Below are 23967 nucleotides of genomic sequence, written 5' to 3' on the forward strand. Positions count from 1 at the left end.
TCTTCCAGTGGTGCATGAACGAGTCAATAAGCCCCCGGAAGATTTCTTCCGGGGGCTTTTTTTTGGACGTCAGACAAGAATTTATTAGAGGGATTACTCATGTTAGACAACACACGTTTACGCATAGCTATTCAAAAATCAGGCCGTTTAAGCGATGACTCACGCGAATTGCTCGCTCGCTGTGGCATAAAAATCAACCTGCACACACAGCGCCTGATTGCGCTGGCAGAAAATATGCCAATCGACATTTTGCGTGTTCGTGATGACGATATCCCAGGCCTGATTATGGATGGCGTGGTGGATCTGGGCATTATCGGCGAAAACGTGCTGGAAGAAGAGTTGCTGAACCGTCGCGCTCAGGGCGAAGACCCGCGTTACTTCACGCTGCGTCGCCTGGATTTCGGCGGTTGCCGTTTTTCACTGGCGATTAACGTTGATGAACCATGGGATGGCCCGGCAAGCCTTAACAATAAGCGCATTGCAACTTCTTATCCCCACATCCTCAAGCGCTATCTTGATAGTAAAGGCGTGCAGTTTAAATCCTGCTTATTAAACGGTTCTGTTGAAGTAGCTCCGCGTGCGGGCCTGGCTGATGCAATCTGCGACCTGGTTTCCACTGGTGCAACACTTGAAGCTAACGGCCTGCGTGAAGTAGAAGTGATCTACCGCTCCAAAGCCTGCCTGATTCAACGCGACGGTGAAATGCCGGAAGCAAAACAGCAACTCATCGACAAACTGATGACCCGCATCCAGGGTGTGATTCAGGCGCGTGAGTCCAAATACATCATGCTGCATGCACCAAGCGAGCGCCTGGACGAAATTATTTCTCTGCTGCCTGGCGCTGAACGCCCAACCATTCTGCCACTGGCAGGCGATCAACAGCGTGTGGCGATGCACATGGTGAGCAGCGAAACACTGTTCTGGGAAACCATGGAAAAACTAAAAGCGCTGGGTGCCAGTTCGATTCTGGTGTTACCAATTGAGAAGATGATGGAGTAACACCATGGCAAACTTCAATACATTGATTAACTGGAATGATTGCGATGCAGAGGCACAGAAGGCGTTGCTGACCCGCCCTGCCATTTCCGCATCAGAAAGCATTACCCGCACGGTGGCTGACATTCTTAATAATGTAAAAGCTAACGGTGATGCTGCATTGCGTGAATACAGTGCAAAGTTTGATAAAACCAATGTGCAACAGTTGAAAGTCAGTGAGCAGGAAATTAACGATGCCGTTGCTCGTCTGGGTTCGGAGATAAAAGACGCGATGGCGGTCGCTGTTGCGAATATCGAAAAATTCCACATTGCTCAGCAACTATCCACTGTTGATATCGAAACCATGCCCGGCGTGCGCTGCCAGCAGGTAACTCGCCCGGTTGCCTCCGTCGGCCTTTATATTCCCGGTGGTTCCGCCCCCCTATTTTCAACCGTATTGATGCTTGCCACTCCAGCCCGTATTGCAGGCTGTAAAAAAGTCGTGCTGTGCTCACCACCACCGATTGCCGATGAAATTCTCTATGCTGCGCAACTGTGCGGCGTACAAGAAGTATTCCAGGTCGGTGGCGCACAGGCGATTGCCGCACTCGCACTTGGTACCGAAAGCATCCCGAAAGTGGATAAAATCTTCGGGCCTGGCAACGCGTTTGTCACCGAAGCCAAACGCCAGGTCAGCCAACGCCTCGATGGTGCAGCAATCGACATGCCTGCTGGCCCTTCAGAAGTGCTGGTGATTGCAGACAGTGGGGCAACACCTGACTTTGTGGCATCCGACCTGCTTTCCCAGGCCGAGCACGGCCCTGATTCACAAGTGATTCTGTTAACGCCGGATGCTGGTATGGCGCAAGCCGTTGCCGAAGCCGTTGAACGCCAGTTAGCCGCACTGCCGCGAGCAGAAACCGCTCGCAAAGCGCTGGAAAGCAGCCGCCTGATTGTTGCTCGTGACCTCGAGCAATGCATTGAAATTTCCAACCAGTATGGCCCGGAACACCTGATTATTCAGACGCGTAACGCGCGTGACCTGGTCGATAGTATAACCAGTGCCGGTTCGGTGTTCCTGGGTGACTGGTCACCAGAATCAGCAGGCGACTACGCCTCAGGCACTAATCACGTGCTGCCGACTTACGGTTATACCTCGACCTGTTCGAGCCTCGGCCTAGCTGATTTCCAGAAACGAATGACCGTTCAGGAACTGTCGCCACAAGGCTTCGCAAGCCTGGCTAAGACCATTGAAACACTGGCCGCCGCCGAGCTGCTGGACGCCCACAAAAACGCCGTTACCCTACGTGTTGCAGCACTGAAGGAGCAAGCATGAGCATTGAAGAGTTAGCCCGCGATAATGTCCGCGCCCTGACCCCTTACCAGTCGGCTCGCCGTCTGGGCGGCAATGGTGATGTGTGGCTGAACGCAAACGAATATCCAACCGCTGTTGAGTATCAATTGACTCAGCAGACGCTAAACCGTTACCCGGAATGTCAGCCAAAACTGGTCATCGAACGTTATGCCGAATACGCAGGCGTGAAACCTGAACAAGTGCTGGTCAGCCGTGGCGCAGACGAAGGTATTGAACTGTTAATCCGCGCGTTCTGCGAGCCGGGTAAAGATGCGGTTCTCTACTGCCCACCGACTTACGGTATGTACAGCGTGAGCAGCGAAGCTTTCGGCGTTGAAGGCCGCACAGTGCCGACCCTTGCCGACTGGCAACTTGATCTGCCGGGTATTGCGGAAAATCTTGCTGGGGTAAAAGTGATTTATGTTTGCAGCCCGAACAACCCAACCGGCCAGTTGATTAATCCACAGGACCTTCGCGTGTTGCTGGAAATGGCGCGCGGTAAAGCGTTGGTGGTTGCAGACGAAGCCTATATTGAGTTTTGCCCACAGGCAACGCTGGCAGGCTGGTTGAATGAGTATCCACATCTTGTGGTGCTGCGCACGCTTTCCAAAGCCTTTGCTCTGGCAGGCCTACGCTGTGGCTTCACGCTGGCAAATGAAGAAGTGATTAATTTGCTGATGAAGGTTATCGCCCCTTATCCGCTCTCCACCCCGGTTGCGGATATTGCTGCTCAGGCGTTAAGCCCGCAAGGAATTAATGCGATGCGTGAGCGCGTGGCGGAAGTCCTGGTGAATCGTCAGTACCTGGTAACAGCACTTCAGGACGTGGATTGCGTAGAGCACGTTTTCGATTCTGAAACCAACTATGTTCTGGCCCGGATCACAGCTTCAAGTGCAGTATTTAAATCTTTGTGGGATCAAGGCATTATCCTACGTGACCAAAATAAACAACCATCGTTAAGCGGTTGCCTGCGAATTACCGTCGGTACCCGTTTAGAGTGCGAGCGCACCATTGCAGCGCTGCGTGAACAACCAGGCCTGACGGCCACGGAGGGCGTGTGAGCCAGAAAATTCTTTTTATCGACCGTGATGGCACTTTAATTTCCGAGCCACCTTCAGATTACCAGGTGGATCGCATGGACAAACTGGCCTTTGAACCAGCGGTGATCCCTGCTCTGCTGCAATTGCAAAAAGCAGGCTACAAACTGGTGATGATCACCAATCAGGACGGTTTAGATACCGAGAGCTTCCCGCAGGCGGATTTCGACGGCCCGCACAACCTGATGATGCAAGTATTTTCCTCGCAGGGCGTGAACTTTGACGACGTGCTGATTTGTCCACATTTGCCAACTGACAACTGTGAATGCCGTAAGCCAAAAATTGCGATGGTGAATGGTTATCTGGAAGAAGGCGTGCTGGATAAGCCAAACAGCTATGTGATTGGCGACCGCGCGACAGATATTGAGCTGGCTGAAAATATGGGCATTCAGGGTTTACGCTACCATGGCGAAACGCTGAACTGGCCGATGATCAGCGAAAAGCTGACGAAGCGTGACCGCTACGCTCATGTTGAACGTGCCACCAAAGAGACACAAATCGACGTGCAAGTTTGGCTCGACCGTGAAGGCGGCAGCAAAATTAACACTGGCGTCGGTTTCTTTGACCACATGCTGGATCAGATTGCTACCCACGGCGGTTTTCGAATGGATATCAGCGTGAAAGGTGATCTTTACATTGATGATCACCACACCGTAGAAGACACCGGCCTTGCACTGGGCGAAGCGCTGAAAATCGCATTGGGCGACAAACGTGGGATTACGCGCTTCGGCTTCACGTTACCGATGGACGAATGCCTGGCGCGCTGCGCGCTGGATATTTCTGGCCGCCCTCACCTTGAATATAAAGCTGAGTACAACTTCCAACGTGTCGGCGATTTAAGCACTGAAATGGTTGAACATTTCTTCCGCTCACTGTCATACACCATGGGCGTGACGCTGCACCTGAAAACCAAAGGCAAAAACGACCATCACCGTGTCGAAAGCCTGTTTAAAGTCTTTGGCCGCACGCTGCGCCAGGCAATCAAAGTCGAAGGCGACACGCTGCCCTCCTCAAAAGGAGTGTTGTAATGAACGTGGTGATTCTGGACACGGGATGCGCCAATCTGCACTCGGTGAAGTCGGCAATCCAGCGCCATGGCTATGAGCCACTGGTTAGCCGCGATCCTGATGTCGTGCTGCGCGCCGATAAGCTGTTTTTACCCGGCGTGGGAACCGCGCAGGCGGCAATGGATCAGATCCGTGAGCGTGATCTTATCGAGCTGATAAAAGCCTGCACGCAGCCGGTACTTGGCATTTGCCTTGGTATGCAACTGCTGGCCACTCGTAGCGACGAAAGCAACGGCGTGGAAATGCTCGGCGTTATCGAATATCCCGTGTTGAAAATGGTCGACCATGGCTTGCCTTTGCCGCATATGGGTTGGAACCGTGTCTACCCGAAAGCGGGCGACCGCCTGTTCCGCGGCATCGATGACGGCGATTATTTCTATTTTGTACATAGCTACGCGATGCCGGTTTGCGCAAACACCATAGCGCAGGCCAGTTACGGCGAGGCATTCACCGCTGCGGTGCAAAAAGATAATTTCTTTGGCGTGCAGTTCCACCCGGAGCGCTCGGGTGCTGCTGGCGCAAAATTACTGAAAAACTTCCTGGAGATGTGAGCACCATGATTATTCCTGCTCTCGATTTAATTGACGGCACAGTGGTGCGCCTCCATCAGGGGGATTACGGTCAGCAACGCGATTACGGCAACGACCCGTTACCGCGTCTGCAAGAATATGAAGCACAAGGCGCACAAGTGTTGCACCTGGTGGATTTGACTGGCGCAAAAGATCCCGCCAGACGCCAGATCCCACTGATTAAAAAGCTGGTTGCTGGAGTTAATGTGCCGGTGCAAGTTGGCGGCGGCGTGCGCACTGAAGAAGACGTTGCCGCCCTGCTTGAAGCGGGTGTAGCGCGCGTGGTGGTTGGCTCAACGGCTGTGAAATCACCGGAAGTCGTCAAAGGCTGGTTTACCCGTTTCGGCGCAGATGCACTGGTATTAGCCCTCGATGTGCGCATCGACGAACAAGGCAATAAACACGTCGCCGTGAGCGGCTGGCAAGAGAACTCAGGCGTAACGCTTGAAGAACTGGTGGAAACTTTTCTGCCTGTTGGGCTAAAGCACGTGCTGTGCACTGATATCTCTCGCGATGGCACACTGGCAGGTTCGAACGTGTCGTTGTATAAAGAAGTTTGCGCGCGTTTCCCACAGGTTGCTTTCCAGTCCTCCGGTGGCATTGGCGATATCCATGATATAGCAGCTTTACGCGGCACAGGCGTGCAAGGCGTGATTGTCGGGCGTGCATTACTGGAAGGGAAATTCAACGTAACGGAGGCGATCTCATGCTGGCAAAACGGATAATCCCTTGCCTGGACGTGCGCGACGGGCAAGTCGTAAAAGGTGTGCAGTTCCGCAACCATGAAATCATCGGCGACATCGTACCGCTGGCACAACGTTATGCAGCCGAAGGCGCAGATGAGTTGGTGTTTTACGATATCACCGCATCAAGCGATGGGCGCGTGGTAGATAAAAGCTGGGTATCACGCGTTGCGGAAGTTATCGATATTCCGTTCTGCGTGGCAGGCGGTATCAAGTCGATTGAAGATGCCGCACAAATTCTCTCTTTTGGAGCAGATAAGATTTCAATCAACTCCCCTGCTCTTGCCGACCCTGACCTGATTACTCGCCTGGCCGATCGTTTTGGCGTGCAGTGTATTGTGGTGGGCATTGATACCTGGTTTGACGCGGAAACCGGGAAGTATCACGTCAATCAATATACCGGCGATGAAAGCCGCACACGTGTGACTACATGGGAAACGGTAGCCTGGGTTCAGGAAGTGCAAAAACGCGGGGCCGGGGAAATCGTACTGAATATGATGAACCAGGATGGCGTACGCAACGGTTATGACCTGGAGCAACTGAAGAAAGTGCGCGAAGTTTGCCACGTTCCGCTGATTGCTTCAGGTGGCGCAGGAACCATGGAGCACTTCCTTGAAGCCTTCCGAGATGCAGATGTTGATGGTGCACTGGCGGCCTCAGTGTTCCATAAGCAAATTATTAATATTGGTGAGCTGAAACTGTACCTGGCTCAGCAAGGTGTGGAGATAAGAGTGTGCTAACGACAGAACAACAAGCTCAACTGGACTGGGAAAAAACTGATGGCCTGATGCCGGTCATCGTTCAACACGCGAAATCTGGTGAAGTGTTGATGCTGGGATACATGAATCCTGAAGCTCTGGCACAAACCATCGATAGTGGGAAAGTCACTTTCTTCTCACGCACTAAACAGCGTTTGTGGACCAAAGGCGAAACCTCCGGGAATTTCCTGAATGTAGTGAGCATCGCACCAGATTGCGATAACGACACACTTCTTGTTCTGGCAAACCCAATCGGCCCAACCTGCCATTTAGGCACTTCAAGTTGCTTCGGTGAAACGCATCACGACTGGCATTTCCTGTATCAACTTGAGCAACTACTGGCGTCACGGAAAACTGCTGATCCTGAGAGTTCGTATACCGCGAAGTTGTATGCAAGTGGAACCAAGCGTATTGCGCAAAAAGTGGGTGAAGAAGGTGTGGAAACCGCTTTGGCTGCGACGGTTAACGACCGCTTCGAGTTGAAAAATGAAGCATCGGATTTGGTGTATCACTTGCTAGTGTTGCTGCAGGATCAGGATTTGGATTTAAGCGCAGTGATTGAGAATTTGCGGGAAAGGCATAAGTAGGGTTGCGTTGATGTGAAAAAGGCCGCTGATGCGGCCTTTTTGTCTCGTTTGAATCTAGGCATTAGGCTTATAGTTACGTAGAGCATTGCGGCCTAACACTACACCTGCACCAACCATCCCACCTAATAGCGTTGCTAATATCAACGTTAAAGCACGCTTCGGACTATCTCTACGAATTGGCAGAGTCGGTTTCATTACATAGCGATAAGAATGTATTGTCTTAGGGTCAATTTTCAAACTCTGAATATCTAGTAAATTCTGTTTAGTCTGGTAGTAAGCAGATGAAAACACTAACGGACGTGTAGCCTCATTTTTAATCATCGAAGACAATGCTTCACTACCTAATAGAACCATTGTGTCTTGAGTGACATCAGAAGTCTGTTGTAACTGAGGTGACGAAACCTTTGCTTCTGTTGCAAATTTAAGCGCCTCGCTGATTTGCTTAATACGCAAATCTTTTTGCTCTTGCGCTACTTTTTGCTGAGTTTGCAAAGAGTCCTCAAGCGTTGAAATTTGCAGCTTGATATTGTCCTTAAGGTCTGCGGCAAGCTCTTCACCAACTTGCTCATCAACTCGTTGTATATACTGAGCTACTTTAGCTTTAGCTCCTTCAGGTGTGTTATCGACATAACTAACTTTCAGGGGTAATTGTTGGCCTTTAACAGAAGGTTCAACTGTGAGCTTTTCAGGCTCATCCTGGTTATCTAGCATTTCTGATAAAGCAGAAAGTGAGCCGCTCAAGCGACCGACAACTCTATTTTGCAGATCGGTAATATTAGGGGCAGCATTGCCATAAATAACATTTAACGCATTGTTGTAGGTCGCAATTTGAGCAGCATCTGGTTGTGTAATAACCGCAGTAGAGGTCCATTTCTCTTTAGCGATAAACAGATAGATAACGGCAAGTACTATGGCCGCAACAACACAAGCAATAATGGTGGTTTTCCCTTTCCACAACTGCATTAAAACATCTATTAAATCAATTGACTCATCTGATTTATCGTGGTGTCCGACATTACTGTTATCTTTAGTCATATTTACCCTAAAATAATCTACTCACAAAATAGTAACACAAATAAAACATAACATAAGGTTATACGATGAACGACTACAACGTAAGTACCTTACCCTCTTGTGATCACAAAGAACATTTAAATATTAAATAAATGTTAAATTACGTTATGTTTTATGAATTTTATACCAAGCAGAGTGAGAAAAACTAGCAGGATCATCTTAAAAAAGTTCTGCCGATAAGGTTAGTACAAGATTTATGAAACTGACTTATTAACTTTCATATTTATGGGGTCTATCTTTCGCCACTTGCGATGGTTCTATGGGAAAACGAGGGTGAACACCTGGGGGATAAGTTCATAGGAAACCATAAACTACAGTAAGAAGAATATATTTTTCAGCCCGAGCGTGACTGAAGTCAGGCGCTTACGACAACCTAAAGATCAAAACTCGCAGTTGAAAAGATTTGTCGCGGACCTGAACCCGGATAAAGAAGTGTGAGAACTTCAGAGGCTAACTCGAAACATTCGCTTTAGGTAAAAACTTAGGTGGTTCTAGATGCAATAGATTGATTGAATTAAGAAAAATACAATAAACCTACTACCAGGAAGGATTAAATCGTCACAACCTTACTACAGTAAGTAAATGAGCAAGCCCCCGTTCAGTGCTTTATACACTCGCTGCCAGCAGAGCAATTCACACTTATATCTTGCTAAACGGGGGAGAAAGTAATAATTAGTCGCTACCAAACAAATCCCGAGTGTAGACTTTTTCAGCAACATCAATCAATTCAGAAGCCATACGGTTAGAAACAATGATATCAGCTTCATTTTTGAAATCATTTAGATCTTGCAGAACACGGGAATGGAAGAATTCATTTTCAGCCATTACTGGCTCATAAATAATAACTTCAACACCTTTAGCTTTGATGCGCTTCATTATGCCCTGAATAGATGAAGCTCTGAAATTATCGGAACCGCTTTTCATTATTAATCGATAGATACCAACCACTTTAGGCTGTTTTGCCAAGATAGAGTCGGCAATAAAATCTTTTCGAGTGCGATTCGCATCAACTATAGCCGATATTAGATTGTTTGGAACGGACTGGTAGTTAGCTAATAATTGCTTAGTATCCTTTGGTAAACAATACCCTCCGTAACCAAACGAAGGATTATTGTAATGGTCACCAATTCGGGGATCAAGACTAACTCCTTCGATTATCTGACGTGAGTCAAGACTGAGGCTTTCCGCATAGCTATCTAATTCATTAAAGTAAGCTACACGCATCGCAAGATAAGTGTTTGCAAAGAGTTTAATCGCTTCAGCTTCAGTTGAATCTGTAAAGAGTGTAGGAATATCATTTTTGATAGCCCCTTCTTGCAACAAAGATGCAAAACGTTCCGCTCGTTCAGAACGCTCGCCGATGACAATTCTTGACGGATAAAGATTGTCATAAAGAGCTTTGCCTTCGCGTAAAAATTCCGGTGAGAAGATAAGATTTTCAATACTTAGTTTTTCTTTAATTGATTGAGTAAACCCAACAGGAATTGTAGATTTAATTATCATAACCGCATTTGGGTTTAAAGAAGTAACGTCTCGAATTACACTCTCAACTGTTGATGTGTTGAAGTAATTGGTTTTTGGATCATAATCTGTAGGTGTCGCGATAATAACATAATCAGCATCGCGATAAGCATCACGTTTATCCGTGGTTGCACGGAAATTAAGATCCACCTCAGAGAGGTATTCTTGTATTTCCTTATCGACAATAGGCGAAATTTTATTATTTATCATATCGACTTTATCTTGGACAACATCCAAAGCCACAACTTCATGATGTTGAGCTATAAGAATTCCATTTGATAAACCAACATAACCTGTTCCAGCAATTGCAATTTTCATCCAATCATACTCTTTATTGTGAAATTCTAGAAATTACAAACTCTAACAATAATTTTATATATTTATAGAAAAATTGATATAAAAAACCCGGTTATAAACCGGGTTGAGATTATACTTTTACTATAAATTTAATCTAACCACTCGGTATGGAACACACCTTCTTTGTCAATACGCTTATAAGTATGCGCACCAAAGTAGTCACGCTGCGCCTGAATCAGGTTGGCAGGCAGTACCGCTGAACGGTAGCTGTCGTAGTAAGAGATAGCTGCAGAAAAGGTTGGCGTTGGAATACCATTTTGCACAGCGTAAGAAACCACATCACGCAGTGCCTGCTGGTATTCGTCAGCAATTTTCTTGAAGTACGGCGCCAGCAGCAAGTTCGCAATTGCTGGGTTCTCTGCATATGCATCGGTGATTTTTTGCAGGAACTGAGCACGGATAATGCAACCAGCACGGAAAATCTTAGCAATCTCTCCGTAGTTGAGATCCCAGTTATTCTCTTCAGATGCTGAACGTAGCTGGGAGAAACCCTGAGCGTAAGAAACAATCTTGCCCAGGTACAATGCACGGCGCACTTTCTCGGCAAAATCAGTTTTATCGCCAGCAAATGGTTTTGCATRCGGGCCACTCAGCACTTTAGAAGCGGCAACACGCTGCTCTTTCAAGGAAGAGATATAACGAGCGAACACAGATTCGGTAATCAGAGACAGTGGTTCACCCAAGTCCAGCGAGCTCTGGCTAGTCCACTTGCCAGTGCCTTTGTTCGCTGCTTCATCAAGAATTACATCAACCAGGTAGTTACCATCTTCATCTTTTTTTGTGAAGATGTCTTTGGTGATGTCAATCAGGTAGCTGCTTAGTTCGCCTTTGTTCCAGTCAGTAAAGGTTGTTGCCAACTCTTCATTGGACAGATTCAGGCCATTTTTAAGCAGTGAATAGGCTTCAGCAATCAATTGCATATCACCGTATTCGATACCGTTGTGAACCATTTTTACATAGTGACCAGCACCATCAGCACCAATGTAGGTAACACATGGCTCACCGTCTTCAGCAACTGCTGCGATCTGCTTAAGAATTGGTGCAACCAGTTCGTAAGCTTCTTTCTGACCGCCAGGCATGATGGAAGGCCCTTTCAATGCGCCTTCTTCACCACCAGAAACACCGGTACCAATGAAGTTGAAACCTTCGGCAGAAAGCTCACGGTTACGGCGAATTGTATCCCGGAAGAAGGTGTTACCACCATCAATCAGGATATCGCCCCTCGCAAGGTATGGCTTGAGAGAATCAATGGTTTTGTCCGTGGCCTCACCGGCCTTGACCATCAACAGGATACGGCGCGGAGTTTCGAGAGATTCTACAAACTCCTGTACCGTATAGTAAGGAACAAGCTTCTTGCCCGGATTCTCTGCGATAACTTCTTCAGTTTTATCGCCAGAGCGGTTGAACACGGAAACGGTATAGCCACGGCTTTCTATGTTCAGCGCAAGGTTGCGCCCCATCACGGCCATACCAACGACGCCGATTTGTTGCTTGGACATTACATACTCCTGTCAGGGGTAAATACCCTGCCGCAATCAAGCAGCAGGTAAAGTAAATGATATGTTAACTCAAGTTATAGCGCAGAAGGTAGTAATTGGTGTTGCCTTTAGAGTTAATTAGCCAATGTAATAAATAATAGAATTGTATTGCTAATATGCTCCATCCCGCTTAAATACAACATTTATTGTTTTAAACAGGATAGCTATATCATTCCACATAGACCAGTTTTTTACGTACCATGCATCAAAGTAAACCCTAGTTTCGTAGTCAATATCATTGCGTCCACTAACTTGCCAGAGACCTGTCATCCCAGGTTTTGCCATTAAATAATATTCAACAGAATCTTGATAACGTTTAAGCTCTTCTATAACAACAGGGCGAGGCCCAACCAAACTCATACTCCCAGTCAACACATTGAAAAGTTGAGGTAATTCATCCAAACTTGTTTTACGAATAAAATGTCCAATTTTTGTGATTCGAGGATCATTTTTGAGTTTGAAATCCCTTTCCCATTCTGCACGAGATTCAGAATCACTCTCAAGAATTTCTTTCAATACTTCTTGAGAGTTCATTACCATGGACCGAAATTTTAGGCATTTAAATTTGCTACCATTTCTTCCAATACGTTCGTGTCCAAAGATAGCCGGGCCTCCGTCTTTTTTAACTTGCCAGTATAAATAAAGGAATAATGGAGAGGTAACAGATAAAATTGCCAATGACCCAAAAATATCAAACATACGTTTACGAAATTGAGAAGTCCTTTTTGCGAGGTTGTTATTAACTCTAAAGATCATAACTTCATGGCTAAAAATGAAAGCCATATCAGTACCGTATAAAGGTAACCCACGAATCGTTGGTATGACTGAAACATTTCTAAATCTATTTTTAGCTAAATTTCTCATCCATGTATCACGCAAGTCTGATTGATCAGACTCTAACGCAATAATGAACTGAACTGATTTATCCTCAATTTTATTTAAACTATAAATGTCAGTTTTGATCACTGGACACCCGAATATTTCCTGATGACTACTGGAGCAACTATCAATGAAGTGTGTAACTTTAAACCCCAAGTTTTTCTCACTATTTATTGCGAGATAAGCATCAATTGCATTTTTCCCACAACCTATGATTACAGTATCTCGCTTCCACAGACCAATTCTGTCCAAAAAATTTCGTAATAAACTACGTCCAAGAGGAACAAGTAAAAATGCAAAAGCCCAAGTAAAGACCCAAATATAACGAGAAAAATGCCATTTTGAAAATGCATTTATAGCTAAATCAATAATAGCAAAAATAAGCAATGTTCTGAGGATTTCTTTGAGTTCAAACCAGAATGGTTTGCGGTATGAGTAATGTCGTAAGCGAATCCAATACCAAGCAACACAAAATAGACTTAGCAATAAATGAGTAACTAATTTTTCATTGAACTGAGCCTCTAATATGAAAGCATGCAAACCACCAAAAATTTGTTTAACCAAAAATGTAGCTATAAGGAATGAAATTGCAATTAATATCAAATCAAGAAAGGCCATGCTAAATTTAATAACAAAAAATCTTAAAGGATTGTTCATTTGCATATCCAAAAATAGTTATTTCCAAAATTTTTTATGCATGCTCAATTTTCTAACAATGCCCCTTGGAAGCAAATTATATTTTTTCCCTAATTTATAGCCTAATAACTTCGCGCTATTATTAATAAGGGCCAGAGGTATATAATACGGTGCATTTTTTGCTAGATAGGTTAACTCTGAACGTATAAAATTCGAACCGGCACTCTGTGCACCTCCAAAACGTTGACCTATCCATGATTGATCCATGTGGAATACGCCGATATCGAAGTAACGACGAAACTCTTCAACTGCCGAATAGTTATGAGAATGTTGAACCCGGCTATTTGGTTGATATCCAACCTTGAATCCCGATGATAATGCAGTTGCAGCATACAACATATCTTCACAAAGAATAGTATTATTGGCAAAGCCTCCAATTTCTTGAAAAGTCGAGACGCGATAAGCGGCAAACGAGTTAGACATGAAAACTGATTTAAGTCCTAAAGCCTTTGCATTTTTCTCATCGAGAATATATCCCGAATCAGCATAATTAAAATATCGGGCATGAGTTGCTAAAGGGTTTGCATCATCATGTGGTAACTGTTTTCCATATACGGCAGCTAGTTTATCATCATCTTGTATCATCTCTACTAAACCTGAAACTGCCTCATCATTCTGAAGGATTGCATCTTGAGTAAGAAAAATCGCAATATCACATTTTGATGAAGCTAACGACACACCATAATTCCTTGTCCTGCCATGATTAAACTCTTCTGGTTTTATCCTATATACTTCAAAACCATTATTTTCTGCAATATTAATTGTATTGTCAGTAGAGCCTGAGTCTATAACAATAACTGGACCTTTGTAATGTTTATTTATACTCTGAGCAACCTTTTTCCACAATAACCCACCATTATAGGTAGGTATAATAATGGCACTACGCAAATTATTCATTCAATATGATCCTCAAAGTTACTTCATAGACTATTTAAGTTATATTTAAAAATCAATTTAGAAGTATTTTTTTCTTACATATAAATAGCCCAAAGCATGCTACAATGATTATTTCAACAGCAACTATTGAAGAGGCTACCCCATAAACACCAAAGAAATGAATCAAAGGATAAATAACTACGGCATAAGAAACTAATGCTTTAAAATAAACTCGCTTAAGGTAAAAGCTAAACCCTGCAGGTATGATGATAAGATTAACAAGGATCATTGAATAAGAAATAACCCCTTGAGTTATTATCATAATAAGAAGCAATTGAGAGACAGAAGCAGACTGAGAAAAAAATAGGCTGATAATAAAATCGCCTAAAAATACATTACCAACATATGCAATTACTGTGAGAATTGTAAAAAAAACAAAAACTTTCAGAATTATTTTCCGTATAATAGGAGTGTTTCCCTCTTGAAATAATATACATATTTTACTAAAACAAGCCTGCACCAGAGGGATGTATAACTGCCGTAAAACATTAGCTAGCTTTTCTGCAAAACTATATAACCCTAGAGCGCTATCACCAAGAAAAAGTTTAACCAATATAGGATTAAAGTATGTAAATCCGAGAGTTAAGAATGATGCAGAGAAATTATGAAAACTATCTTTAGTTATAGTAACAGAATTAGAAACTGAAATATCTTTTACTTTAAATCTAACAATTTCTTTTTTTATCATAAAATATTGCATTATTACCCCAGCGACTAATGGTGATAGCAACTGCAAACTGGAGGCAGTGATTATGTCAGCATCTGATTTAATTAAAAGCAGAATGAAAACCATTGAAAATACACGAGTAATAAGATTTAGTACTGCGACATATGAATTTCGCCCCAACCCCTGAAATAGCCATACGGGCATTACAATTGAGCTTAGTGATGATATACCACCAAGCAGCATTAATTTACTATCAATGACTGAGAGATTTATAAAAAGTGACAAAAAAAACAAAAACACAACAACAATACTAAACAATATTATCTTAACAAACTGGACATTGCTGTACAATTTATCTATTTCTTTATTTTTACCTATATTGATTCCAATCCCGCGTGCAGCAGAAAAATTGAAACCAAAATCGACAATAAAAATACAAATATAACTTACTGCCTGAGCAAAACTTAGTTTACCAAAAAAATCCAAACCTAATACATGAGCCAGATAAGGAACCATTATAAGTGGCAATATAATATTTGATATTTGAACCACATATAAATATGCAGTTTCTCTTTTTATATTTACACTCATTATAAAAACCACCATGCACAAAAAGATATAATCTTACTCTCACCTAAATTAGCTTTCTTATATAATTTATATTTTTCTATTAAACTTGTTTTGTTTTCTATTAACCTTAAAAAAGAGTCATTAACTCGGGGATATCTATATCCAATTTCTGAAAATCGAGTGATGAATTCCTTTTGTATTTTTTTACTTCTTAACACTAAGGTCCTAATATTCCTTAGCATCTGAAAAGCACTTATATTTTGGTGAATCATATCTGATGCGCCAATAGTATTGGTGTCATGCTGTCTATATTTAATTAAGCTGGAAGGTTCATATATTATTTCACCATAGTAAGAAGCCAATAATGCAATCCACCAATCATGCATTCTAATATCATCGGGAATAGGTTCTAAAAGAGTTTTTAACTCTTTATTAAACATCATCGCACAACCAGGAATATGGTTACTAAGCAAAAAGTCCAAAGGTTTTTTACATTTACTACTTTTACCTGACGCTGAATAAAATGAAGGATAAAGGCAGGATAATGTTGAATCAACAATTTGTAAATCTGAAAAGATTAACTTGGGACCATGACATCTATTTTCATATTCTTTTAAGCTATTCATCAACACACTCAATTTTTCTGGAACCCAGTAATCATCTTGATCACATAATGCAATATAGTTATCAGTGCAATATTCAATAGTCCTTTTAAAATTTTTAAGAGCACCGCACCCACCATTTACATCATGTATTATTATTTTTCCATCTACAAATAACTTATGCCCCTTAATAGTTGCAATAGTATTATCTGTCGACCCATCATCACATATATGAATCATAAAATATGGATATGTTTGCTTATTAATTGAGTCGAGCATTTCTGGTAGGAACTTACTTCCATTGTAAGTAGCGAGTGCAATTGATACGGTATCATTCATAGGTGTCAGTTATACTAATATGTTATCTGGGTTATTTGCATCTAGGATGTTTTCCTGAGATATAGCACTTTATGAGAAGTAAAACATTCTCTTGTTTGAGGAAACAAATATTTTGTATAATTTTTTTAAAAAAATAAACAACTCGTTTTTTACTAGGGTAATGTCGTGCAATTAATGCAGCATCACATAATCTCTCTTTTAGACGAAAATCTGTAATAGGCTGATTGCCAGCTCTGGATAAGGAATGATAAAGAATACCATTACATATTACGGAAATATTGTTATCTAAACTGCGAACATGAGAAAGCCGTAAGAAAAAAGAAGTATCAATACCATAAAGAGCAAAGTGTTCGTCAAATGTAGTCGAATAATGCTTAGACATCGTTAGGATTATATTTTTACTTAAAGTTAAACCTGAAGCTATTGACATAATATTCTTTACACAAAGAACACATTCTTCTTCGATAATTTCATTATTAGATTCTGGATAGTAGAACTTATTGTCATCACAACTTTTGATACGAGGTAGAATTACATCAGCATCACTTCTAGAAACATACTCTAAAAATGAGGCGTCAAAAATAGAATCATCATCGAAAAATAAAAAATAATCAGAAACCATCGATTGGCTTAAAAAATAATTATACACCATACTTAATGGCTTATTTTCTAAAAACTCACTAATCTTAATAGAATCGAATAAATAAGAATAACTCTCTTTAAATAAGCCAACATCAAGGAGACTAGATGGACCATTGTTAACTATTGTTAAATTGACTGAAAGTGATACATCAATATTAAGCAATGACTTAATTGTTGCGGACTCTAACAATTCCTTATTATATAAAACAACAAGAATTGACAATACATTATTTTTCACTTTTGATCTCGAACATACGGAAATATTGGTCGTAATATTTCTTCCCATGAAAAACGCTCTTCAGCAGCTAATCTTGCCCTTAGTGGAAAATCATCTGGAAGACTTTTATACCACTCAATTATTTCATCAATAGGAATTTCATTTTCATTCGCATCAACCTGAAATACAAAAAAATCATCATCCAAAAATGAATCATCGATATGACTCTTAATAAAAGGCATTCCCATCGCCGTATACTCTTTGGACTTAATTGAGCTATTAAAGTTATTGCCACTTCGATGCCTTCCTAAAGCATCAACACAAACATTAACGGATTTTAATAGCTCCTGAATCTGTTGTTCTATTAGCCGACCTGTAAAAATAACTCTATCTGAAACATTCAACTCCTGTACCAATGCTTTTAGCCTAGTCAGTTCAGGTTCTGAATCACCAACAATATAACACTTTATTGCGTGTTGACCTTTATAATTGCTGATAGAGTTAATTAATCGATCATAACCATGCCAAAACATTAAATTAGCAATTCCCGCAAAGATAAATGGCTCACTTTTCTTTTTTTCCGCCATTATACATTTAACTCTTTCGAGATTCACTCCATTACTAATTTTCCTTGCTTTTATATTATATATTTTATCAGGCCCCTCACCTATATATAATATTTCCTCGATATGCTTTCTGTAAAAGAGCAATGATAACTTATACAACAAATTACTAAGATAACCTTTCCATCCAGTATGCTCTTTATTATAAGGATAGGTTGGGATTTCCATGACAATATTAGACAATGGATTTGTTTTTTTTACTTTACTTATTACCATTGAAAAAAACAGTGGGTACAATCCACCATGCGGTTTTCTAATATAGATAAAGTCATATGAAACAGTGATTAGCTTACTTAGCGTATAAAATATAAAGTAACGATGTCGTAAAGGATAAGCAGCTTTACCACTCTCAGAATCAATGATTAGAGAATTATGGTTCTCATAGACTAAATCAACTGAAAATCCAAGTTGTTTAAATGCATCCCGTTGTGCCAACACCTTCTTCCACACACCACTACTGGGATCTTTATTCACATGAGTAACAAAGAGAACTTTATTCATTATTTTTTCTCCCAGAGAACAACATATAAATACTTAATCAGTGCGTAGAGGAATGCTCTATTTTTATAACACATCGAGAGATGCAAGTCATTTACCGCTGATAGTTTTCTTGCCCAGTAAGGGTTTTTACTTCGCTTTCCTCCCCAACCACGGCAATGATAAGCTTTGAGATCATGAAATATTTTCAGGCCAAACTTTCTTTTAATTCTAAGAGATAATTCAATATCTTCTTTATACATATAATAACTTTCTTCGAACCCAATATTACCTTTGCTGTCAGGTAAACTTAAAAGTGCTTTTGTTCGACAAAACATAAATGCGCCACATATGGCTTCATAATGAATATTTTCTTCCAGTTTTACATTGCATGGACGTTGAATATCTTTCCATCGCCCAACCATATCACAATATATTCCTAATGAGTCGTAATATGAAAGTGCTTTCTTTTCAACAATAGAATACTTCTCAAGGCTAACTGAGAACATGCCTATTGATTCATATTCACAAGAATCGGCCCGCTCTATTAAAATTGCCAGTTCGTTTTTTTCAATTCTTGCATCAGGATTAAGAAATAGCACAAATTTGAAATTTTGAATATCTTTTAGTCCTACATTGTTTGCTTTTGCAAAACCTAAGTTCTCTTCAAAAAGAATGTCAATATTATCTTTTAACTTATACTCCTGCAAATAACTTGTGTCCTTAGATCCCGAATCTACAATTCTGATTTGACACATACCGTTGTTTATTAATGGCTCTAGTGCCCAATGAGTAAATTTCTGACTATTATGCGTAACCATCAGTACTAGTACTTTTTTTTCTGTATTCATAGGGCCTTCAATAACCATTGAAAAGTAACATTAACGACATTGCTCTATAACAATATGATCGTAATGAGCTCTAAGTATATCGCACTTCCTCAGAATCTCATTATTGATATCATGTGTATTTGAGAATATAGTCAGAAATGTTTTTGAACCTTCCCAATAAACTGGATTCCATGCAGGTATACTTGAGACCATAAAAATAATTATTATATATAATAATTTATTGAGTCTTGTATGAAATCCTTTTCCCTGTTGACTCATATAATCATCTACAGATATAACTAAATATGGCACAAAGAAATACCCTACCCTCACCAAGTATGGAGACAATCTACTTAGAAAAAGCATGAATACTGAGTTGACACCAGAATATATCCCCCTCTCTTGCTTTCTTATTATAAATAACAGTAAGTAAAGGAAAAAATATATAAACACTAACCTTGAACCCAATATATACTCCCAAAATCCAACATTTTTTTCTTCGAAAAAACGGGCATATGCAACTATCTTTTGGCCAACAAAAGGTATATTGCTGAATATTTCGGGATGATAAAGCGCATACAACAGACCAATAACGAATAAACTGGATGTAAGGGAGAACTTCAACATTCCAGCCCCTGTATTTTTCCGAATAAACAGGAACAACACAGATATAATTGCTGATATATGAAAAAAAACAGCAACAAATACTACAATTAAAAAATGTCTGATATTTCCTTGGTGTAACCCCCTAATACCCCAAAGTAGTATACAAAGTGCCAACCCTTGGCGAACTTGTTCTGTCAGCATAAAAAAACTGAGGATACTGAACAGAGTGAAAAATGCTAAGCTGGGATTATTCATATCTTTGCAAAAAAAATAAATTGAGCCATACATTAGCAACGAAATAATCGCAGTAAATTGTGGAAAACCAAATCCTAATGCATTGAATAGTTGCATTAGTAATAAATATCCAGGTTCAGTGAAGAAACTACTTATGTCACCTGACCGCACATCAAGAAAAGTATCATAATAGTTTATCCAGTCATATCCATACGCAAACGTAAGTGAATAAAACAAACCAATAAGCAACGCAGATAGTTTGAATAGCCCTCTATTTTCTAGAATGGCCAAGAAAAATAGCATTACTGAAAAAATAATAAATGACATGGTCATCCACATTTAGTGAGAATATACATTACCAACTTGAACAAATAATGTACCATTGGCTTTAAAATAACATTTATATACTCTATTGATATCTCATTAATGAGAAGTAGAAGCTTACGCACGTATGTTAAAAATTTACTTACACAGCAGTGGTTGGCGCATATCTTTCTCTGACAATACAGGATTACGTTCTAAAGGCCATACAATATTGATGGTTGGGTCATTCCATGCTAAACCACTATCACTTTGTGGATGGTAGTAATTAGTAGTCTTATAGACGAATTCCGCCGTCTCACTTAGGACCAGGAAACCATGTGCAAAGCCTTCAGGAATCCACAGCTGTCGTTTATTCTCCGCGGAAATATTTACACCAACCCATTTACCAAATGTTGATGAATCTTTACGGATATCAACTGCAACATCAAAAACCTCACCGACAACGCAACGCACAAGTTTGCCTTGCGCATGAGGTGACAATTGATAATGTAATCCTCGTAACACACCTTTGTAGGATTTTGAGTGATTATCTTGTACAAAATTAACTTTATATCCAACAGTCTCTTCGAAAATATTCTGATTAAAACTTTCTAAGAAAAAACCTCGTTCATCCCCGAAAACCTTTGGCTCAAAGATTAGTACTTCAGGTATAGCTGTTTTAATAACATTCATATTTAATAGCCTTTGATCATTTTCAGCAAATATTTTCCGTAATCATTCTTAACTAATGGTGCAGCAAGTTTCTTAACCTGATCTGCATCTATAAATCCTTTACGGAACGCAATCTCTTCCGGACATGCCACTTTCAGCCCCTGACGCAGTTCAATTGTCTGAATAAAGTTACTGGCTTCAATTAAACTCTGATGGGTACCGGTATCTAACCAAGCATAGCCACGCCCCATCATAGCTACTGACATACGCCCTTGTTCCATATAGATACGGTTAATATCGGTAATTTCTAATTCACCGCGTGGTGATGGTTTGAGACTTTTTGCCATTTCTACAACGCTGTTGTCATAAAAATAAAGGCCAGTTACAGCGTAATTACTTTTTGGTTCAAGAGGCTTTTCTTCAAGAGAAATGGCCTTACCTTCTTTATCAAATTCAACTACGCCGTAACGCTCAGGGTCATGGACATGATAAGCAAAGACTGTCGCACCTGATTCTTGAGCAACCGCATTTTCAAGTTGTTTCTGGAGATCATGTCCGTAGAAAATATTATCGCCGAGCACCAATGCGCAATCATCATTACCTATGAATTCTTCACCGATAATGAATGCCTGAGCAAGACCATCAGGGCTTTCCTGCACTTTATATTGCAAATGCAAACCCCATTGGGAACCATCGCCAAGTAGTTGTTCAAAGCGAGGTGTATCCTGAGGAGTACTGATAATTAAAATATCGCGAATACCTGCCAGCATTAAAGTACTTAGCGGGTAGTAAATCATAGGCTTGTCATAAATAGGCAATAGTTGCTTACTAACTGCCATAGTTACTGGATATAAACGAGTACCAGAACCACCAGCAAGAATAATACCTTTACGTGAAGTCATTTTAATATTCCAATAATTGAAAGTGGCTCATATTCAAGCCACTAATAGAACATGATTATTATGCGTTCGCAGAAGCAAAAATTTCGGCCAACATTCGTTTAACACCTATTTCCCATGAAGGCAGTGTTAATCCGAATGACTGCTGGAATTTTTTAGTATCAAGGCGTGAGTTTTGAGGACGAAGCGCAGGAGTTGGGTAGGCACTTGTCGGGACCGGATTAGTTTTATTAATTGCCAGATCCAGACCCACATTTTTGGCTTCTGCAAATACCAGATTCGCGTAATCAAACCAGGTTGTTGTTCCTGATGCGACCAGATGATACAGACCAGCTACTTCAGGTTTGCGCAATGCAGTTGTAATCGCATGAGCTGTACAGTCAGCCAACAATTCAGCACCAGTAGGGGCACCAAATTGATCATTGATGATAGAAAGTTCTTCACGATCTTTTGCCAAACGCAGCATAGTTTTTGCGAAGTTATTACCCTTTCCTGCATATACCCAACTAGTACGGAAAATGAGGTGCTTCGAGCAATATTGCTGCACCGCAATTTCACCAGCAAGTTTCGTTTCACCGTAAGTATTAAGTGGTGAGGTAACATCGGTTTCAAGCCAAGGCCTTTCGCCATTTCCCGGAAAGACATAATCCGTCGAATAGTGTACCAACCAGGCATTGATTTTTTCTGCTTCTTTGGCGATTGCTTCAACACTTGTTGCATTAAGCAACTGTGCAAACTCGCGTTCACTTTCAGCTTTATCAACAGCAGTATGGGCAGCTGCATTGACAATAACATCAGGTTTCACGCGACGGACAGTTTCAGCAACTCCTTCAGGATTACTGAAGTCACCGCAGTATTCAGTCGAATGAACGTCAACCGCAATAATGTTCCCTAAAGGCGCCAGGGAACGTTGTAATTCCCAGCCTACCTGTCCCGTTTTTCCGAATAACAGAATATTCATTTGCGCTCACCATAATTCTGTTCAATCCAGAATTTATAGGCACCGCTTTTAATATTATCGACCCACTGTTGATTAGTTAAATACCATTCAACCGTTTTGCGAATCCCACTTTCAAACGTTTCTTGTGGTTTCCAGTTCAAATCATGACTTATTTTGCTTGCATCAATAGCATAACGGCGGTCATGACCAGGACGGTCAGCAACATAGGTAATTTGTTCACGATAAGAGGTTTTCTTTGGCACCAACTCATCCAGCAAGTCACAAATTGTCAGTACAACATCGAGATTTTTCTTCTCGTTGTGCCCACCAATATTGTAGGTCTCACCCAAAGAACCTTGTGTTACTACTGTATATAATGCGCGCGCGTGATCTTCAACATAAAGCCAGTCACGGATCTGGTCGCCTTTCCCATAGATAGGTAAATTCTTGCCTTCAAGTGCATTGAGAATAACCAACGGAATCAATTTTTCCGGGAAGTGATACGGGCCGTAGTTATTTGAACAGTTAGTTACGATGCAAGGCAGGCCGTATGTCCGCTGCCATGCACGGGCTAAATGGTCGCTGGATGCTTTAGACGCAGAATAAGGACTGCTTGGCGCATAAGATGTTGTTTCGGTAAATAATGGAAGTTCTGCGCCAACCGGGCACTCATCCGGATGAGGTAAATCACCATAAACTTCATCGGTAGAAATATGATGGAAACGGAAATTGATTTTGCGCTCATCACTCAGTTGCGACCAGTATGCACGAGCAGCTTCAAGCAATGTATATGTGCCAACAATGTTGGTTTCGATAAATTCAGCAGGCCCTGTGATAGAACGATCAACATGGCTTTCCGCTGCCAAATGCATCACCGAATCTGGCTGGTGCTCGGCAAAAATTTTGTCCAGTGCATTTCTGTCACAAATATCTGCTTGCACAAAAGCATAGCGATCATCGCCAGAAACTTCTGCCAATGATTCAAGATTACCTGCATAGGTTAATTTATCGACGTTAACGACGCTATCTTGGGTGTTATTTATAATATGACGAACGACAGCAGAGCCAATAAAGCCAGCGCCGCCAGTAACAAGAATTTTCACGGGAGCAGTCTCTCTTTAATCTTGTAGTGATTTTCTTCGATAAATGAATATCGGACGTGTGAATTAATTGAGGTAATAACAGGTAATACAAA

The 23967-nt window shown here is 41.4% G+C and carries 23 protein-coding genes and 1 other annotated feature (1 of these 24 cut by a window edge); of the genes, 8 read left to right on the forward strand and 15 right to left on the reverse strand.

The features are described 5' to 3' along the window. Positions 1 to 64: a sequence feature (His leader region), on the forward strand; it begins 59 nt to the left of the window's first position. A 35-nt stretch (positions 65 to 99) separates the two neighbouring features. Genes hisG through hisIE form a run of 8 tightly spaced genes read left to right on the forward strand, consistent with a single transcriptional unit; the run spans position 100 to position 7150 of the window. After that, positions 100 to 999 carry an ATP phosphoribosyltransferase gene (gene hisG, locus IX31_RS12035; protein WP_034458416.1) on the forward strand — a complete coding sequence of 300 codons (900 nt, stop codon included), beginning with the start codon at positions 100 to 102 and terminating at the stop codon, positions 997 to 999. A gap of 4 nt (positions 1000 to 1003) precedes the next feature. Continuing rightward, entirely contained in the window at positions 1004 to 2311 is a 1308-nt protein-coding gene (hisD, locus tag IX31_RS12040; protein WP_034458417.1) for a histidinol dehydrogenase, read from the forward strand. Continuing rightward, a complete protein-coding gene (gene hisC / locus IX31_RS12045) occupies positions 2308 to 3390 on the forward strand; it encodes a histidinol-phosphate transaminase (RefSeq protein WP_034458418.1) in 1083 nt (360 codons plus the stop codon). Before hisD ends, hisC begins: the two co-directional genes overlap by 4 nt. Continuing rightward, on the forward strand, positions 3387 to 4454 hold the full coding sequence (hisB, locus tag IX31_RS12050) for a bifunctional histidinol-phosphatase/imidazoleglycerol-phosphate dehydratase HisB (protein WP_034458419.1): 1068 nt from the start codon (positions 3387 to 3389) through the stop codon (positions 4452 to 4454). The genes hisC and hisB overlap by 4 nt, the downstream gene beginning before the upstream one ends. Continuing rightward, positions 4454 to 5044, forward strand: coding sequence for an imidazole glycerol phosphate synthase subunit HisH (gene hisH / locus IX31_RS12055; protein WP_034458420.1), 591 nt, complete (start codon positions 4454 to 4456; stop codon positions 5042 to 5044). Before hisB ends, hisH begins: the two co-directional genes overlap by 1 nt. 5 nt (positions 5045 to 5049) lie before the next feature. Continuing rightward, positions 5050 to 5787: a 1-(5-phosphoribosyl)-5-[(5-phosphoribosylamino)methylideneamino]imidazole-4-carboxamide isomerase gene (hisA, locus tag IX31_RS12060; RefSeq protein ID WP_034458421.1), complete on the forward strand. Its 738-nt coding sequence runs from the start codon at positions 5050 to 5052 to the stop codon at positions 5785 to 5787. Beyond that, complete coding sequence (hisF, locus tag IX31_RS12065) at positions 5769 to 6545, forward strand: imidazole glycerol phosphate synthase subunit HisF (RefSeq protein WP_034458422.1); 777 nt, start codon at positions 5769 to 5771, stop codon at positions 6543 to 6545. Before hisA ends, hisF begins: the two co-directional genes overlap by 19 nt. After that, the gene (gene hisIE / locus IX31_RS12070) at positions 6539 to 7150 is read left to right on the forward strand and encodes a bifunctional phosphoribosyl-AMP cyclohydrolase/phosphoribosyl-ATP diphosphatase HisIE (RefSeq protein WP_034458424.1); all 612 of its coding nucleotides are present in this window, start codon (positions 6539 to 6541) and stop codon (positions 7148 to 7150) included. Before hisF ends, hisIE begins: the two co-directional genes overlap by 7 nt. 54 nt (positions 7151 to 7204) lie before the next feature. Here the strand turns inward: hisIE and wzzB are convergent, their stop codons facing one another. The 15 genes from wzzB to rfbB all read right to left on the reverse strand — a co-directional run bounded on the left by wzzB (position 7205) and on the right by rfbB (position 23875). Then, positions 7205 to 8185, reverse strand: coding sequence for an LPS O-antigen chain length determinant protein WzzB (gene wzzB, locus IX31_RS12075; RefSeq protein WP_034458426.1), 981 nt, complete (start codon positions 8183 to 8185; stop codon positions 7205 to 7207). A gap of 711 nt (positions 8186 to 8896) precedes the next feature. Then, positions 8897 to 10063: a UDP-glucose 6-dehydrogenase gene (gene ugd / locus IX31_RS12080; RefSeq protein ID WP_034458428.1), complete on the reverse strand. Its 1167-nt coding sequence runs from the start codon at positions 10061 to 10063 to the stop codon at positions 8897 to 8899. A gap of 128 nt (positions 10064 to 10191) precedes the next feature. Continuing rightward, complete coding sequence (gene gndA, locus IX31_RS12085; protein WP_034458430.1) at positions 10192 to 11601, reverse strand: NADP-dependent phosphogluconate dehydrogenase; 1410 nt, start codon at positions 11599 to 11601, stop codon at positions 10192 to 10194. Between the two features lie 150 nt (positions 11602 to 11751). Further along, positions 11752 to 13176 carry an undecaprenyl-phosphate galactose phosphotransferase WbaP gene (gene wbaP, locus IX31_RS12090; protein ID WP_122974013.1) on the reverse strand — a complete coding sequence of 475 codons (1425 nt, stop codon included), beginning with the start codon at positions 13174 to 13176 and terminating at the stop codon, positions 11752 to 11754. A gap of 18 nt (positions 13177 to 13194) precedes the next feature. Next, positions 13195 to 14103 carry a glycosyltransferase family 2 protein gene (locus IX31_RS12095; protein WP_034460040.1) on the reverse strand — a complete coding sequence of 303 codons (909 nt, stop codon included), beginning with the start codon at positions 14101 to 14103 and terminating at the stop codon, positions 13195 to 13197. Between the two features lie 61 nt (positions 14104 to 14164). Further along, positions 14165 to 15409 carry an oligosaccharide flippase family protein gene (locus IX31_RS12100; RefSeq protein WP_034458433.1) on the reverse strand — a complete coding sequence of 415 codons (1245 nt, stop codon included), beginning with the start codon at positions 15407 to 15409 and terminating at the stop codon, positions 14165 to 14167. Then, on the reverse strand, positions 15409 to 16329 hold the full coding sequence (locus tag IX31_RS12105; protein WP_034458435.1) for a glycosyltransferase family 2 protein: 921 nt from the start codon (positions 16327 to 16329) through the stop codon (positions 15409 to 15411). The genes IX31_RS12100 and IX31_RS12105 overlap by 1 nt, the downstream gene beginning before the upstream one ends. A 31-nt stretch (positions 16330 to 16360) precedes the next feature. After that, positions 16361 to 17209, reverse strand: a complete 849-nt coding sequence (locus IX31_RS12110; RefSeq protein WP_157837373.1) for a glycosyltransferase family protein — start codon at positions 17207 to 17209, stop codon at positions 16361 to 16363. Then, positions 17206 to 18312, reverse strand: a complete 1107-nt coding sequence (locus tag IX31_RS12115; RefSeq protein ID WP_034458439.1) for a glycosyltransferase — start codon at positions 18310 to 18312, stop codon at positions 17206 to 17208. The genes IX31_RS12110 and IX31_RS12115 overlap by 4 nt, the downstream gene beginning before the upstream one ends. Further along, positions 18312 to 19139: a glycosyltransferase gene (locus tag IX31_RS12120; protein ID WP_034460043.1), complete on the reverse strand. Its 828-nt coding sequence runs from the start codon at positions 19137 to 19139 to the stop codon at positions 18312 to 18314. The genes IX31_RS12115 and IX31_RS12120 overlap by 1 nt, the downstream gene beginning before the upstream one ends. Positions 19140 to 19169: 30 nt before the next feature. Beyond that, positions 19170 to 20285 carry an EpsG family protein gene (locus IX31_RS12125; protein WP_034458441.1) on the reverse strand — a complete coding sequence of 372 codons (1116 nt, stop codon included), beginning with the start codon at positions 20283 to 20285 and terminating at the stop codon, positions 19170 to 19172. Positions 20286 to 20420: 135 nt separating this feature from the next. After that, positions 20421 to 20954, reverse strand: a complete 534-nt coding sequence (gene rfbC / locus IX31_RS12130) for a dTDP-4-dehydrorhamnose 3,5-epimerase (RefSeq protein WP_034458444.1) — start codon at positions 20952 to 20954, stop codon at positions 20421 to 20423. Between the two features lie 2 nt (positions 20955 to 20956). Further along, the gene (rfbA, locus tag IX31_RS12135; RefSeq protein ID WP_034458447.1) at positions 20957 to 21835 is read right to left on the reverse strand and encodes a glucose-1-phosphate thymidylyltransferase RfbA; all 879 of its coding nucleotides are present in this window, start codon (positions 21833 to 21835) and stop codon (positions 20957 to 20959) included. Positions 21836 to 21893: 58 nt separating this feature from the next. Then, positions 21894 to 22793, reverse strand: coding sequence for a dTDP-4-dehydrorhamnose reductase (gene rfbD / locus IX31_RS12140; RefSeq protein WP_034458449.1), 900 nt, complete (start codon positions 22791 to 22793; stop codon positions 21894 to 21896). Beyond that, on the reverse strand, positions 22790 to 23875 hold the full coding sequence (gene rfbB, locus IX31_RS12145) for a dTDP-glucose 4,6-dehydratase (protein ID WP_034458451.1): 1086 nt from the start codon (positions 23873 to 23875) through the stop codon (positions 22790 to 22792). Before rfbB ends, rfbD begins: the two co-directional genes overlap by 4 nt. Positions 23876 to 23967 lie beyond the last annotated feature (92 nt).

The organism is Buttiauxella noackiae (assembly GCF_000737905.1).
GTDB classification, from domain to species: domain Bacteria; phylum Pseudomonadota; class Gammaproteobacteria; order Enterobacterales; family Enterobacteriaceae; genus Buttiauxella; species Buttiauxella noackiae.